The organism is Methylotenera versatilis 79 (genome assembly GCF_000384375.1).
Classification (GTDB): Bacteria; Pseudomonadota; Gammaproteobacteria; order Burkholderiales; family Methylophilaceae; genus Methylotenera_A; species Methylotenera_A versatilis_B.
The window spans coordinates 1,127,488-1,141,799 of record NZ_ARVX01000001.1 but is presented as its reverse complement, the minus strand read 5'-3'; the positions used below and the strand labels follow the sequence as shown (position 1 = coordinate 1,141,799).

Sequence of the window (14,312 nt, the reverse complement as noted above, 5' to 3'; positions counted from 1 at the left end):
CTATAACACTGCTTAATTACGTAGATTGAAGCGCTTGTGTTTTAACTGTTCTGCAACGTTGGTCAAGTTGATGAGCTATTCGCTTAATTAACTTATCGTCCAAAGGATTTCCATAGACTCTACCTAAAACACTATTTGGATTTTTACCATTTAATACAATCATTCCTGCGCCAGAGCTTCTTTCAATAAACCAACCTGGCAAAACGAGTACAGGCTTCACTTGTACATCCTCACCTACAGCACTACTTAACCAAGTTTGCAGGGACTTTGCTTGACGACTTGCTTGGTCTAAAGGTTTAGTTTCTGACCATCCCGGAAAGTCCAATTTATATCCGTCATATATTACGCGATGATCAGCTTTACCATCTTTTTGCTTGAGTTTTGATCTACCTTTAGTTTCTATGGCAAACACGCCTGCTACTCCAACTAATACATGATCAATATTGTAATTTTCAGCGGGCACATCATGAAATACCCAATAGCCATCCCGCATCATACTATTTAATTCTTGACCTACTGCCAATTCTGCATCGTATCCTAATGACAACTTTGCTTTTATGGTGACTAATTTGATGAGTTTATAAATAATAAAAACGATTGAAAATAACGAAATTACAAAATAAAAAACATTAGCAAATAATGAAAGATTTTTAAGAGAGCTAAAGCTAATGTAAAGTGCATAAAGCATCAACGGAAGTATGGTCACTAGAGATAAGTATGTTGAAATATCTAAATTTACATCTTCTATCCTATGCCTTAAAGACTCACCCGGACTACGTAATAAATTGTTATTGATTGGGTTTCTACGTTTCGACTGCAATCTTTTTTTATAAAAAACCACTCCATAAACAGTAATAAACAATGGCCCAAGCGCGATGATTAGAATTATCAAGACCGCTTGAAGCTGCATTGAAATCAATTGTCATCACCCAAACTCGCCAATAAATCAGCCTGATGTTCCGCAGACAATGCGCCAATTAGTTCATCCATATCACCTTCGGTAATCGCGTCAATTTTATACAAGGTTAAGTTGATGCGATGATCAGTGATGCGGCCTTGCGGGTAGTTGTAGGTGCGAATGCGCTCACTTCTATCACCAGAGCCAATTAAGCTTTTACGCTCACTGGCGATTGCACTATTTTGTGCATCCACTTGTTTAGATTTAATGCGTGCCGCAAGTACGGCCATGGCTTGTGCTTTATTGGCATGTTGGCTTCGGCCTTCTTGGCATTCCACTACAATACCAGTTGGATTGTGCGTGATGCGCACGGCAGAATCGGTTTTATTAATATGTTGCCCGCCCGCGCCTGAAGCTCTGTAAGTATCAATGCGAATATCCGCAGGATTAATCACCACGTCATTAATTTCGTCAGCTTCTGGCAGCACAGCCACCGTACAAGCAGACGTATGAATGCGGCCTTGCGTTTCAGTATCTGGCACACGTTGCACACGGTGGCCGCCAGACTCAAACTTGAGTTTAGAATACGCACCGTAACCTTCGATTTTGGCGATGATTTCTTTGTAGCCGCCCATTTCACCTTCATTGGCAGACATGATCTCAACGCGCCATTTTTGCCGTTCTGCGTATCGTGAATACATGCGATACAAATCACCAGCAAACAAGCCGGATTCATCGCCGCCTGTGCCTGCACGTATTTCTAAGAATATATTCTTGTCGTCATTGGGGTCTTTTGGCAGCAACAGTTTTTGCAATTCCAATTCAACTGACTCCAGCGTCACTTTGCCTGCATCAATCTCTTCCTGAGCAAATTCTTTCATGTCTGGGTCGCTTAACATTTTTTGCGCTTCAGCAATATCTGCTTCTGCCTGCTCAAACGTATGATATTGCTCAACAATCGGCGTAATTTCCGCATGTTCTTGCGTGAGCTTTCTGTACGCATCCATATTATTGGTTACGCCTTCGCTACTCATTAGACGATTAATCTCTTCTAAACGCTCGCTTAAAGTCGCGAGCTTTCTAATCATGCTGGGTTTCATTCAGTGCTTCTTTTAATGTTTAATTTGGTAAAGCTGGCGGACAATCTGTTCTATTCTTGCGTGTTCATCGCCGTGGGTTTGATTAAGCAGGTGGCTAGGCGCGTGTAAAAATTTATTGGTTAAAGCATTGCTTAACGCCTCTAAAACGATAGCTGGATTTTCGCCCTTTTGAATCAGCTTAAGTGCTTTTTCAAACTCATTTTTGCGCACTGCTTCGGCTTGGTCGCGCAAAGCTTTAATGGTGGGAATCGCATCACGTTTTTTAAACCATTGCATAAAGCCTTCAACGCGCGCTGCCACAATCATTTCCGCATTAATCGCTGCTTCCTGACGGTTTTCCATACCATCCGCAACCACTTGTGCCAGATCATCCACCGTGTATAAAAACACATCGTCTAATTGTGCGACTTCTGGCTCAATATCACGTGGAACGGCTAAATCCACCATAAATATAGGGCGATGACGGCGTGTTTTAATCGCGCGCTCTACCATGCCCAAACCGACAATCGGCAATTGACTGGCGGTGCTGGTAATCACAATATCAAATTCGGAAAAACGTTCTGGCAAATCATTTAACAGAATCGCATGACCGCCGATTTTATTCGCCAATTGCAAACCACGCTCAATCGTGCGATTCGCAATAGTCATAGACTTTGGTTTTTGCGCAGCAAAATGGTCTGCGCACAACTCAATCATCTCGCCCGCGCCGATAAATAATATTTTCTGCTGGCTAATATCGCCAAAAATGCGCTGCGCTAATTTAATCGCTGCTGCTGCCATTGAAATGGAACTGCCACCGATATCCGTATTGGTGCGTACTTCTTTAGCGACTTCAAACGTGCGTTGGAACAATTTATGTAAAAGCGTTCCCAATGTTCCCGCATCTTGCGCGATTTTAACCGATTGCTTAAATTGCCCCAAAATTTGTGGCTCACCCAACACCATGCTATCTAAACCAGACGCTACGCGAAATGCATGTTTTACCGCTTCCTGATTACTTAGGGTGTAGGTATAAGGCTGAACATTATTGAAATCTAACCGGTGATAATTGGCTAACCAATTGACGATTGGTTCGGGCGTGTTGGTTTGCACATAGATTTCTGTGCGATTACAAGTAGACAAAATCGCCGCTTCAGTCACGTTCTGCGCGGTTAAATCGCTAAGCGCATGGCGCAAAATATCCGGATTAAACGCGACATGTTCACGAATAGAAATTGGGGCAGTGGTGTGGTTAACACCAATTGTATAAAGCTGCATATTGCTATTTTACCAACTCATTCAACATATTAGTAAGATTAACGAACATTTAAGCAAAGCCAATTCTATTACTGAATTTAAGAGTTGGTGAAATTACCGTCCATAATTTTGAAGTATCAGCTTACGTTAAGCAAGTTATCTTAAAAATTGCGCATTTCTTAAAAGTACAAAATGGCGTTAAAATAACGCTTTAGCCATTAATTTAGATGACTTGTTAGGAAATTATAGCCATGAGTAAAACTTTTAGAATCGCCCCAAGTATTTTATCCGCTAACTTTGCCAAGCTTGGTCAAGAAATTGACGATGTGATTACATCCGGCACAGACTTTGTGCATTTTGATGTAATGGATAATCACTACGTGCCAAATTTAACGATTGGGCCGTTGGTTTGCGAAGCGATTCGTGAAACAGCCGCGCGCGTTGGCGGTGTGATTGACGTGCATTTAATGGTTGAGCCAGTGGATCGCATCATTCCTGATTTTGCAAAAGCAGGCGCGAATATCATTACCTTTCACCCAGAAGCGTCTAAACATATCGACCGCTCACTAGCGATGATTCGCGATTTAGGCTGTAAGGCTGGTTTGGTATTTAATCCAGCAACACCGCTGGATTATTTAGACCATGTGCTAGATAAAGTCGATATGGTTTTGTTAATGTCAGTTAACCCTGGTTTTGGCGGTCAAAAATTCATTCCAGAAACGTTAAATAAATTACGTTTAGCGCGCGCAAAATTAGATGCTTACACGGCGCAATCAGGTCGTGAAATCTGGCTAGAAGTGGATGGTGGAGTTAACGCTCAAAATATCGCAGAAATCGCACGCGCAGGCGCTGATACGTTTGTTGCTGGTTCTGCTATTTTCAGCAAACCATTAGATTCCGACAAAAATCGTTACAACACTATCGTAGGCGAAATGCGCGCGGCTTTAGCGACGGTTTAATTAATTGTAGAGTTTCAGGATTTGCAAAAAACAGCTAGTAAAAAAATCTCTGTCAAAAAATTTAAGGTCAAACTAGTAATGTTTGACCTTGACGGGACGCTAATCGATACCGCACCACAGATTGCAGAAGCCATGAATTTAACATTGGCTGATTTGGGTTTAAACAAACTGCCGGATAGCCAAATTACTGGTTATATTGGTGACGGTACGACAGCGTTGATTAAACGTTGTCTAAGTGGCGATTTAGACAGTGAGCCAGATGCAAGATTATTTGAGCAAGCGCAAATGGCTTATTTTGCGCATTATGCTAACAATGTCAGCGAAAGCTTGCCTTATAAAAATGTAATGGCCAATTTGCAAGCGGTTAAGGATGAAGGTTTTAAAATGGCTTGCGTGACCAATAAGCCAGAAAAATTCACGTTGCCTTTATTGCAAAGCAGTGGATTATTGGATTTTTTTGAACTGGTGGTTTCTGGCGATAGTTTGCCAAAAAAGAAGCCAGACCCTATGCAATTACAGTATATTTGTGCAAAATTAGGTGTATTGAAATCGCAAGCGATATTAGTAGGCGATTCAAACACAGATATTGCCGCTGCGCGTGCGGCAGGTTGTGGGATTATTACCGTGCCGTACGGCTATAATCAGGGCAAACCGATTGATGCAAATACGGTAGATGCAATTATTAACGATTTAAACGAGTTAACCACAATTTTAACGCATTAATTTATATGACTTTTTTAAACAATCATTTTGACTATTGGCGCCTTTATTGGCGAAGCGAATAGATTGGCGAAACGCGAGATTAAAACCGAGCTTCCGCCACCATTCGCCACATAACGACATTGCGTTACGCATATACTTAACGCTAAAAACCAATAGAAAATGATGAGGAAGACATATGATTACGCCTGCAGTAACAACGATTAACCAAGCCGAATTTAACGCCCTTGCTGCGCAAGGTTATAACCGCATTCCACTTGTTCTAGAGACATTTGCGGATCTTGATACACCACTTTCACTTTATCTCAAATTAGCCAACCAACCGTTTTCTTATCTATTAGAAAGTGTACAAGGCGGTGAACGCTTTGGTCGCTATTCCATTATTGGATTGCCCGCTAAAATTCGCATCGAAGCGCGTGGCTTTGACGTGCAGGTAATTGAAAATAATGCGGTTATAGAAACGCATGAAAATATTAATCCGCTAGATTTTGTAAAGTCTTTTCAATCACGATTTAAAACGCCACCTTATGCAGGATTGCCCCGATTTACAGGCGGTTTAGCCGGTTATTTCGGTTATGAAACCATTCGCTATATTGAAAAACGTTTAGCGAATACGGTTAAGCCAGATGCGATTGGTACGCCTGATGTGCTGCTGATGGTTTCTGAAGAAATCGCGGTCGTGGATAACTTAAGTGGCAAGCTTTATTTTATTGTCTACGCAGACCCAGCAGATACGAATGTCTACGAAAAAGCGCGCAGTCGCCTGAGCGAATTGATACAGATGCTACGCAAAACAGCGGATATTCCCGCCGCTACGCCCAGCCCAAAAACGGTCGCTACATCTGAATTTGGTGAAGAAAACTTTAAAGCCGCGGTTAAAAAAGCTCAGGATTACATCGTGGATGGCGACATTATGCAAGTGGTGTTAAGCCAGCGCATGTCACAAGAATTCACTGCATCGCCACTGTCACTTTATCGCGCATTGCGTAGCTTAAACCCATCACCTTATATGTTTTATTACGATATGGGCGATCATCATGTGGTTGGTGCATCGCCAGAGATTTTGGTGCGTTTGGATAACAATCTCGTCACGTCGCGCCCTATTGCTGGCACACGTCCACGAGGCGCAACGCGTGAGCAAGATTTGGCTTTATCAGTCGAATTATTAGCCGACCCAAAAGAACGCGCTGAGCATGTGCAGTTAATGGATTTAGGCCGCAATGATGTCGGCAGAGTTGCAACGACTGGCTCAGTTAGAGTCACGGAAAATATGATGATTGAGCGCTATTCACACGTGATGCATATTGTGAGTAACGTCGAAGGCCAGCTAAAATCAGGCATGGATGCGATTGATGTAATTAAAGCCACGTTTCCAGCAGGCACGGTTTCTGGTGCGCCTAAAGTACGTGCAATGGAAATCATTGATGAATTAGAGCCAAGCAAACGTGGCATCTATGCTGGCGCGGTGGGCTATTTGGGCTTTAATGGCGATATGGATGTGGCCATTGGCATTAGAACTGGCGTGATTAAAAATAACAGACTTTATGTACAAGCAGGTGCTGGTATCGTGGCAGATTCTGTACCACAAAGTGAGTGGATTGAAACACAAAATAAAGCACGGGCTGTGTTACGTGCGGCAGAATTGGTACAAGCAGGACTCGACCTTAATTAAAGCGTGTTGGAGTAGAATGAACGTCAAGGTATAAGTATGTTCACAAACATCCATTCAGTGATCGCTAAATTTGTGCTGGTAGCGTTAGCCTACGTTGTAACGGCTAAGCTCGGGCTGATGGTGCCATACAAAGCGTCAATCGTTACCTTGATGTGGCTGCCAACAGGCATTGCTGTTGGGGCAATCATGCGCTGGGGCAATCTCAGCTTGCCGGCTATTTTTAGCGCTGCCACTTTTATAGAACTATCCCTCGGTGTACCGTTCATCTCATCACTCGCCATCGCCTGTACCAATACACTTGCGCCATTCGTGACGGCGGCGTTACTCAATCAATTTCAGTTCAATCGTAGCTTAACCAGGCAGAGAGACATTGCTCTCATTATTGCCGCCTCCGCATTTGGCATGTTGATATCCGCTACAGGCGGGACATTTTCTTTATACAACAGCGGATTAATTTCGGCAGATAATTTACAAAGCACATGGTCTGTTTGGTGGATAGGTGACACGGTGGGTGCGCTACTTGCCCTGCCACTCATATTGAACATTCATAAGGCCAGCTTGCGGATTAATACAAAACAGTCTTATCAATTTGTTGCTTGGTTAATGATATTTGCACTGTGCGAATTTATGCTAGCCGCATTGGTGCCGAGCCTAAATAGAAAATTCATGCTGTCATTGTTTTTAATCATGCCTGTTCTTATATGGGCATCCATGAATTTTGGTATCGTTGGCGGCTCGTTTGTTGTGATTATCCTATCCAGTGTAGCGGTGTGGTTCACTTCGCAAGGTCACGGCTCTTTTTACAGCGTTTATATAGATCAAGGCTTATTCTCGCTATGGATATTCATGATCACTTTAGTGGTGATGATGTTGCTGATCTCCGTATTGCAATCAGAACGAAATTTAGCGGAAAATGCGTTGCGGAATAATGACACACAGCTGCGCGCTGTAATTAATGGAGCTTTAGATGGCATTGTCACTATCGATGAAAGCGGCGCGCTAATCGAATTCAACCCTGCGGCAGAGCGTATTTTTGGCTATACGAAACATGAAGTAATCGGCAAATCGCTGGCAGAAGTCATGATTCCACCTGCATTACGTCAAGCACATAACGAAAAGCATAAACAATTTGTGTTAACTGGCAAAAAGCATATTTTTGATAGGCGTGTCGAGCTGAACGCAATGCGCGCAGATGGCACGGAATTTCCTGTAGAACTGACATTAACCTCTTTAAAAAATAATGGCCAAACTATAGTAACAGGGTTTATACGCGATATATCGTTGCAAAAAAAAGCGCTATTAGAGATTGAAAAATTTGCCTATTACGATATGTTAACTGGCTTGCCAAATAGGCGTTTATTGCTAGATCGCTTTCAACGTGCGGTTGTTACCAGCAAACGCGCTAAGAGTTATTGCGCACTTATTTTTATTGATTTAGACCACTTCAAGTTACTGAACGATACAAAAGGACATGATGTTGGTGACCATTTATTGATTGAGGTTGCGCATCGCATTCAACAAACCATTAGAGAAGGCGATACAGTCGCGCGTTTAAGTGGCGATGAATTTATCATCATCATTGAAAACTTGGACGCTAATGAAAGCACGGCATACCAGCAAGTAACAGAAGTTGCACAAAAACTTTTGCTTGAACTGAATAAAAGCTATCCGCTTGAATTGTTTGAGTTTAATACCACGGCCAGCTTAGGTTTAACGCTGTTTAATAGTGACGAACTTAGCTTTGAAGACCATTTAAGGCACGCCGATACATCGATGTATCAGGCTAAAGCGGCTGGTCGCAATACCTATCGCATCTATGATCAAATTACCCAGGATAATCTGGAAAGAAGCTTCGCGATTGAATCTGCATTACAAGAAGCATTGAAAGAAAATGCCTTTTACCTGCACTATCAAAGCATCGTTGATGTCAATCAACAGGTAATTTCTGCCGAAGTTTTACTGAGATGGAAACATCCAACGCTTGGCAATATCAGTCCGACAGAGTTTATTCCAATCGCTGAAAAAAATAATCAAATCATCAAGATCGGTTATTGGGTGATTCAGCAAACGTGTGAGCAACTTAAAAAATGGGAAAACTCGCCTAAATTAAGTAAAATCAGACTTTCGGTTAACATTAGTGCGAAACAGTTTTTATACATTAACTTTATTGAAGAGTTGCACGATATCATCGCCAACACAGGTGCTACTCCTGATCTACTAAAGCTTGAATTAACCGAAACTGCCGTCATTGATAATATTGATGACGTGATTAATAAGATCAATATTTTAAAAACTATTGGCGTCAGAATTGCTTTAGACGATTTTGGTATGGGGCATTCTTCACTGGTTTATCTTAAAAAATTGCCAGTGACGCAAATTAAAATCGACCAGTCATTTGTTGGCGATGTATTGACTGATTCTAACGATGCGGCGATTGTTCAAATGATATTGGCGATTGGCAAAACCATTCACTGCAATATCGTAGCAGAAGGCGTTGAGCAATTAGAACAGTTTGAAATATTGAAAAAATTCGGTTGCCATTTCTTTCAAGGCTATTACTTTAGCAAGCCGATTCAATTGGCAGATTTTGAGAAAATGGTTGAAGCTGGTTAGTTTTGATTAATAAGCAAAATACTTAACACTATTTTTAATGCAGTTTTTATCACCATTATTTAAGGCAATTAAAGCGCAAATATGTTACTCATGATTGATAACTACGATTCTTTTACCTATAACCTTGTGCAGTATTTGGGCGAGCTGGGGCAAGACGTGCAAGTGTATCGTAACGATGAAATTGATTTAGCCAAAATCGCTGAATTAAACCCTGAAAAAATCGTCATTTCACCTGGCCCTTGTACGCCGAACGAGGCAGGCATTAGCGTGCCACTGATTAACGAATTTGCTGGCAAGATTCCATTACTGGGCGTTTGTTTAGGTCATCAAAGTATCGGCCAGGCATTTGGTGGCAATATTATTCATGCTAAACAATTGATGCACGGCAAAACATCGCTGATTCATCACAATAATATCGGCGTATTCAAAGATTTGCCAAACCCTTACACCGCAACGCGTTACCACTCATTAGTGATTGAGCGTGAAACCTTGCCAGACTGTTTAGAGATTACCGCTTGGACGGAAGATGGAGAGATTATGGGCGTGCGCCACAAAACCCTGCAGGTTGAAGGTGTGCAATTTCATCCAGAATCGATATTGACCGAACATGGCCATGATTTATTGAATAACTTTCTGAAAGCCTAATGATGGACATGACGATTAAGGCTGCGTTGCAGAAGTTGATTCAACGTGAGAATCTAACGCATGAGGAAATGCTATCGCTGATGCGCCAAGTGATGAAAGGCGATTTTACGCCAGCGCAGATTGCTGGTTTATTGATTGGCTTGCGTGTAAAAGTAGAAACGGTAGATGAAATTGCCGCCGCCGCACAAGTAATGCGTGAGCTTGTATCTAAAGTTAACGTGCAAGATAGTGCCAATTTGGTTGATACCTGTGGCACCGGTGGCGCCGCCAATAAAGCCTTTAACGTGTCGACTTGCTCCGCATTTGTGGCGGCGGGCGCACAAGCGAGAATTGCCAAACACGGCAACCGTGCAGCGTCTTCTAAATCGGGTAGCGCAGATGTGCTGGAAGCATTAGGCGTTAATATTCAACTGCAAGCCGAACAAGTGGCGCGTTGCGTCAATGAAGTTGGCATAGGCTTTATGTTCGCGCCCAACCATCATTCAGCGATGAAACATGCTGGACCTGTTAGAAAAGAGTTAGGCGTGCGCACATTATTCAATTTGCTTGGCCCGCTGACAAACCCAGCAGGTGCTAAACGCCAAGTGATGGGCGTATTCCATCGTGATCTTGTTCCTTTACTCGCGCACGCGTTGCACAAGCTAGGTAGCGAACACGTGATGATCGTACACAGCGCGGATGAAATGGATGAAATATCGTTTAGTGGTGACACTTATGTGGCTGAATTAAAAGACGGCCAAGTACGCGAATACACCATTAATCCGACGCAATTTGGTTTGCGATTGCATGAGCATGCAACCATCAGTGTCGACAATGCGGATGAATCAAAAGTGATGGTGTTAGATGTGTTAAGTGGCAAAACTGGCGCGGCGCGGGATATTGTATTGCTAAATGCTGGGGCAGCGATTTATGTGGCGGGTATCGCGGCCAGCCATCAAGAAGGTATTGTGTTAGCCGCGCAGTCTATCGATTCAGGCGCTGCGCTGAAAAAACTTGAGCAATTAAAAGTGTTAAGTAACCGTCTATGATGCGGCTTCTGCTGATTATCGCCATCGCAGTAGGCTTCACCGCTCACCACTTTGGTTATATTGGTCATGATGGTGTTGCGAATGAACGGACAACTAGCGCTGTTAGCCAGCATTTACAGCAAAGCGGTGACAGTGGCGGTGAACAAATTATCCGCAAAGCCTTTGAAAATCACGCCAGCAATCTACAAGTTGAAGCCAGTGGCAAAGTGATTAAAGTATTAGACGATGATACCAATCCGCCGCGTCATCAGCGCTTTATTCTAAAGTTAGATAATGGCATCAGTTTATTGGTGGCACATAATATTGATTTAGCAAAACGTGTCGAAAATTTACAAGCTGGCGATATAGTCAGTTTTAGCGGTGAATACGAATGGAATAAAAAAGGCGGCGTGCTGCACTGGACGCATCACGATCCACAAGGCAGACATGCCGCGGGCTGGTTGCAGCATAACGGCCAAACTTATCAATAACTGAATACTCAAACTTAACACTCAAAAAGACGCAATAAATATGTCAGATATCCTCAATAAAATTATCGCTACCAAAGTCACTGAAGTTGCGGCGGCAAGCAAATTAAATCCAATCGAAACTATGCAAAAGGAAGCATTGAACGCCTCTCCTACGCGTGATTTTATTGGAAGCATTCGTGCAAAAATCGCCAACAATCAATCTGCCGTCATTGCCGAAATCAAAAAAGCCAGCCCATCAAAAGGCGTGATTCGCGCAGACTTTAGACCAGCAGAAATCGCCAAAAGCTATGAGCAAGGCGGCGCAGCGTGTTTGTCAGTACTCACTGATGTGGACTATTTTCAAGGTTCGGCTGAATATTTAAAGCAAGCGCGTGCTGCTTGTAGCCTACCCGTGTTGCGTAAAGATTTTATGATTGATGTGTATCAAGTGTATGAAGCACGTGCAATGGGTGCGGATTGCATTTTGCTGATTGCTGCAGCGATTGATTTAGCAAAAATGCGCGAGTTGGAACAAGTAGCGCACAGCTTGGACATGGCGGTTTTAGTAGAAGTGCACAATGGCGAAGAGCTGGATTTGGCGCTGCAATTAAACACACCTTTATTGGGCATTAACAACCGCAATCTGCGTACATTTGATGTGACTTTAAATACAACGCTGGAATTATTAGCACGCATTCCAAAGGATAAAATAGTTGTGACTGAATCAGGCATATTTACCACTGATGATGTTGCACTGATGCGCAAAAATAACGTGCATACTTTTCTGGTTGGCGAAGCGTTTATGCGCCAAGATGACCCGGGCGCTGAATTAGCCAAAGTATTTGCTTAAACTTAAGCAATACTTAACGCTCAAAAAGCGCGAACTTTTCTTAAAGGATTGAAAATGAGTTATCCGTATTCCCGCCCGCGCCGTATGCGTAAAGATGAGTTTTCGCGCCGTTTGATGCGCGAAAACGTACTCTCGACCAATGATTTAATCTACCCAGTATTTGTGCTGGATGGCGAAAATCGTGTAGAAGAAGTGGCTTCAATGCCAGGCGTAAAACGCCAAAGTATTGATGTGCTATTGAAAACCGCAGGTGAATGTGTAGCACTCGGCATTCCGTTACTAGCTTTATTTCCAGTGGTTGATAGCCAATTTAAAAGTCTAGATGCTGCCGAAGCATTTAATAAAAACGGCTTAGTTCAACGCGTAGTAAAAGCGCTCAAAACTGCCTATCCGCAATTGGGCATTATGACCGACGTGGCTTTGGACCCTTACACCACACATGGCCAAGATGGCCTAATTGATGACGCTGGCTATGTGCTTAACGATGAAACGATAGAAGTTTTGGTCAAACAAGCCATTTCGCATGCACAAGCGGGTGCAGATATCGTCGCCCCCAGCGACATGATGGATGGCCGCGTTGGGCAAATCCGTGAGGCACTTGAAAGCATGCACAACATTCACACTAAAATCATGGCGTATTCAGCCAAATATGCCTCAGCGTTTTATGGGCCATTTCGCGATGCGGTCGGTTCGGCTGGCAATTTAGGCACGGGTAACAAATACACCTACCAAATGGACCCTGCAAACTCGGATGAAGCTATGCAAGAAGTCGCGCTGGATATTTCTGAAGGTGCAGATATGGTGATGGTGAAACCAGGCTTACCCTATTTAGATATCGTGCGCCGCGTAAAAGACGAATTTGGCGTACCGACTTTCGCCTACCAAGTAAGTGGCGAATACGCCATGCTGAAAGCAGCATCACAAAATGGCTGGTTAGATGAAAGAGCTTGTGTGATGGAAAGTTTGCTAGCGTTTAAACGCGCGGGTGCTGATGGGATTCTGACTTACTATGCGATGGATGCGGCGCGGTGGTTAAAATAAACTGAAGCATAAAATGACTGGGAAGAAGAATATTATATTTACTTTGTAGAATGTATTAATTCTTTAAACAGCTCATGGATTTTGCTTAAAAAAATAAGTGAAGAGCATAACAATAAGCTTTCTGGTGCAGCATTTCGTTTTGCGCTGATTGAATACTGCAAACCATATACAAACTCTATCGATATAGTTAAAAAACGAAATACATTGGATAAAAGATATATTCCACAAATTTATTTAGAACTCCACAATAGAATTTTTAATGCGCGTAATCAGATACACGCTCATTCTGACATTGCTGTAAAAGAAGCAATTCTTTATAAGCATGAATTCAATGGGCAAAATTATTCCCTCATTTCAGAAAATAGCATTACCGGGCTAGAAGAGTATTTAAATATACAAGAGATTACAAAAATGATTCAAGGTACTTTAGACAATATGTACGCTGCACAAAAAGATATTGAACTGGCAATTTACATCTAACTTAATAAGCTTTTAACACTTTCAATATCCGCACGTTCCGCATTAGCTCCATCCGCCGCACGCTTAGTCGAGACGCGCATATCATCTACTTCAAACACGCTTAACTTAATTAAGCCAGTATCCATCTCTAACGTAAAAAGCGGTACTTTCTTGCGATTATCACCTTTTTTATCGCGTTTACCATCGTTCATGATGCGATATGATTTTTCATTGGTTTCGAATGGAATATCTAGATTAAGTAAGAACATTTCCAATTCTTTTAAGCTATCTGCAAACAAATGAATATGGGTTTCTGAGCCTGCACCAGCTGTTCCATCCAACACACTTCCTGTTAAGTGCGGATTAAATTTTTCTAACATTTGCATAGTAAACAACGCATTTTTGCGCAGATTGCGCAGATTTTCTGGTTGCTCGTCGCTCAAAAAAAGTGCGTTATAAAGCTTAAGTTCTTCTTCAATTTCGGCATTGGATGGCAATACGCTGTTTTCCGTTGCACCGACTTGCTTGCCCGCTTTTTTCTTGGCATAAGCAAAGTCAGAGATGCCGTCTTCCGCCATCATGCGTGCGGCTGATTGCGCAATAAGTTGTCGCATATGATCTAAATTTTCGCGTGCCATAATG

General features: G+C 42.6%; 14 protein-coding genes. 10 read left to right on the top strand and 4 right to left on the bottom strand.

Annotation, left to right across the window (positions count from 1 at the left end):
* Positions 1-16 precede the first annotated feature (16 nt).
* Genes METVE_RS0105680 through hemA form a run of 3 tightly spaced genes read right to left on the bottom strand, consistent with a single transcriptional unit; the run spans position 17 to position 3,255 of the window.
* Entirely contained in the window at positions 17-910 is an 894-nt protein-coding gene (locus METVE_RS0105680; RefSeq protein WP_020167487.1) for a nuclease-related domain-containing protein, read from the bottom strand.
* Positions 911-915: 5 nt separating this feature from the next.
* Entirely contained in the window at positions 916-1,998 is a 1,083-nt protein-coding gene (prfA, locus tag METVE_RS0105675) for a peptide chain release factor 1 (protein WP_020167486.1), read from the bottom strand.
* 12 nt (positions 1,999-2,010) lie between these two features.
* A complete protein-coding gene (hemA, locus tag METVE_RS0105670; RefSeq protein WP_020167485.1) occupies positions 2,011-3,255 on the bottom strand; it encodes a glutamyl-tRNA reductase in 1,245 nt (414 codons plus the stop codon).
* Positions 3,256-3,485: 230 nt separating this feature from the next.
* Between hemA and rpe the strand changes: the two genes are divergently transcribed.
* The 10 genes from rpe (at position 3,486) to METVE_RS0105615 (ending at position 13,691) form a co-directional block, all read left to right on the top strand.
* Entirely contained in the window at positions 3,486-4,193 is a 708-nt protein-coding gene (gene rpe / locus METVE_RS0105665; RefSeq protein WP_020167484.1) for a ribulose-phosphate 3-epimerase, read from the top strand.
* A gap of 21 nt (positions 4,194-4,214) precedes the next feature.
* Positions 4,215-4,916 carry a phosphoglycolate phosphatase gene (locus METVE_RS0105660; protein ID WP_020167483.1) on the top strand — a complete coding sequence of 234 codons (702 nt, stop codon included), beginning with the start codon at positions 4,215-4,217 and terminating at the stop codon, positions 4,914-4,916.
* A 175-nt stretch (positions 4,917-5,091) separates the two neighbouring features.
* On the top strand, positions 5,092-6,585 hold the full coding sequence (gene trpE / locus METVE_RS0105650) for an anthranilate synthase component I (RefSeq protein WP_020167482.1): 1,494 nt from the start codon (positions 5,092-5,094) through the stop codon (positions 6,583-6,585).
* A gap of 36 nt (positions 6,586-6,621) precedes the next feature.
* Positions 6,622-9,198, top strand: a complete 2,577-nt coding sequence (locus METVE_RS0105645; protein WP_020167481.1) for a bifunctional diguanylate cyclase/phosphodiesterase — start codon at positions 6,622-6,624, stop codon at positions 9,196-9,198.
* Positions 9,199-9,279: 81 nt separating this feature from the next.
* Positions 9,280-9,843: an aminodeoxychorismate/anthranilate synthase component II gene (locus tag METVE_RS0105640; protein ID WP_020167480.1), complete on the top strand. Its 564-nt coding sequence runs from the start codon at positions 9,280-9,282 to the stop codon at positions 9,841-9,843.
* Positions 9,843-10,871 carry an anthranilate phosphoribosyltransferase gene (trpD, locus tag METVE_RS0105635; RefSeq protein ID WP_020167479.1) on the top strand — a complete coding sequence of 343 codons (1,029 nt, stop codon included), beginning with the start codon at positions 9,843-9,845 and terminating at the stop codon, positions 10,869-10,871. Before METVE_RS0105640 ends, trpD begins: the two co-directional genes overlap by 1 nt.
* Entirely contained in the window at positions 10,868-11,341 is a 474-nt protein-coding gene (locus METVE_RS0105630) for a DUF3465 domain-containing protein (protein ID WP_020167478.1), read from the top strand. Before trpD ends, METVE_RS0105630 begins: the two co-directional genes overlap by 4 nt.
* A 40-nt stretch (positions 11,342-11,381) precedes the next feature.
* Complete coding sequence (gene trpC / locus METVE_RS0105625) at positions 11,382-12,170, top strand: indole-3-glycerol phosphate synthase TrpC (RefSeq protein ID WP_020167477.1); 789 nt, start codon at positions 11,382-11,384, stop codon at positions 12,168-12,170.
* 54 nt (positions 12,171-12,224) lie between these two features.
* Positions 12,225-13,211 (top strand): porphobilinogen synthase, encoded by a 987-nt coding sequence (hemB, locus tag METVE_RS0105620; RefSeq protein WP_020167476.1) that lies wholly within the window; start codon positions 12,225-12,227, stop codon positions 13,209-13,211.
* Positions 13,212-13,292: 81 nt separating this feature from the next.
* Positions 13,293-13,691: a hypothetical protein gene (locus METVE_RS0105615; protein WP_020167475.1), complete on the top strand. Its 399-nt coding sequence runs from the start codon at positions 13,293-13,295 to the stop codon at positions 13,689-13,691.
* Here METVE_RS0105615 and METVE_RS0105610 read toward each other — a convergent pair.
* The gene (locus tag METVE_RS0105610; RefSeq protein ID WP_020167474.1) at positions 13,688-14,308 is read right to left on the bottom strand and encodes a hypothetical protein; all 621 of its coding nucleotides are present in this window, start codon (positions 14,306-14,308) and stop codon (positions 13,688-13,690) included. The two genes, METVE_RS0105615 and METVE_RS0105610, sit on opposite strands and share 4 nt — an antisense overlap.
* Between the last annotated feature and the right edge of the window lie 4 nt (positions 14,309-14,312).

What these genes read in the sequence shown, in the direction of transcription:
- rpe (WP_020167484.1), top strand. Translation starts at nt 3,486, where the DNA reads ATGAGTAAAACTTTTAGAATCGCCCCAAGTATTTTATCCGCTAACTTT.
- METVE_RS0105630 (WP_020167478.1), top strand. Translation starts at nt 10,868, where the DNA reads ATGATGCGGCTTCTGCTGATTATCGCCATCGCAGTAGGCTTCACCGCT.
- METVE_RS0105680 (WP_020167487.1), bottom strand. Translation starts at nt 910, where the DNA reads ATGCAGCTTCAAGCGGTCTTGATAATTCTAATCATCGCGCTTGGGCCA.
- METVE_RS0105640 (WP_020167480.1), top strand. Translation starts at nt 9,280, where the DNA reads ATGTTACTCATGATTGATAACTACGATTCTTTTACCTATAACCTTGTG.
- trpE (WP_020167482.1), top strand. Translation starts at nt 5,092, where the DNA reads ATGATTACGCCTGCAGTAACAACGATTAACCAAGCCGAATTTAACGCC.
- prfA (WP_020167486.1), bottom strand. Translation starts at nt 1,998, where the DNA reads ATGAAACCCAGCATGATTAGAAAGCTCGCGACTTTAAGCGAGCGTTTA.
- hemB (WP_020167476.1), top strand. Translation starts at nt 12,225, where the DNA reads ATGAGTTATCCGTATTCCCGCCCGCGCCGTATGCGTAAAGATGAGTTT.
- METVE_RS0105610 (WP_020167474.1), bottom strand. Translation starts at nt 14,308, where the DNA reads ATGGCACGCGAAAATTTAGATCATATGCGACAACTTATTGCGCAATCA.
- trpC (WP_020167477.1), top strand. Translation starts at nt 11,382, where the DNA reads ATGTCAGATATCCTCAATAAAATTATCGCTACCAAAGTCACTGAAGTT.
- METVE_RS0105645 (WP_020167481.1), top strand. Translation starts at nt 6,622, where the DNA reads ATGTTCACAAACATCCATTCAGTGATCGCTAAATTTGTGCTGGTAGCG.
- trpD (WP_020167479.1), top strand. Translation starts at nt 9,843, where the DNA reads ATGATGGACATGACGATTAAGGCTGCGTTGCAGAAGTTGATTCAACGT.
- hemA (WP_020167485.1), bottom strand. Translation starts at nt 3,255, where the DNA reads ATGCAGCTTTATACAATTGGTGTTAACCACACCACTGCCCCAATTTCT.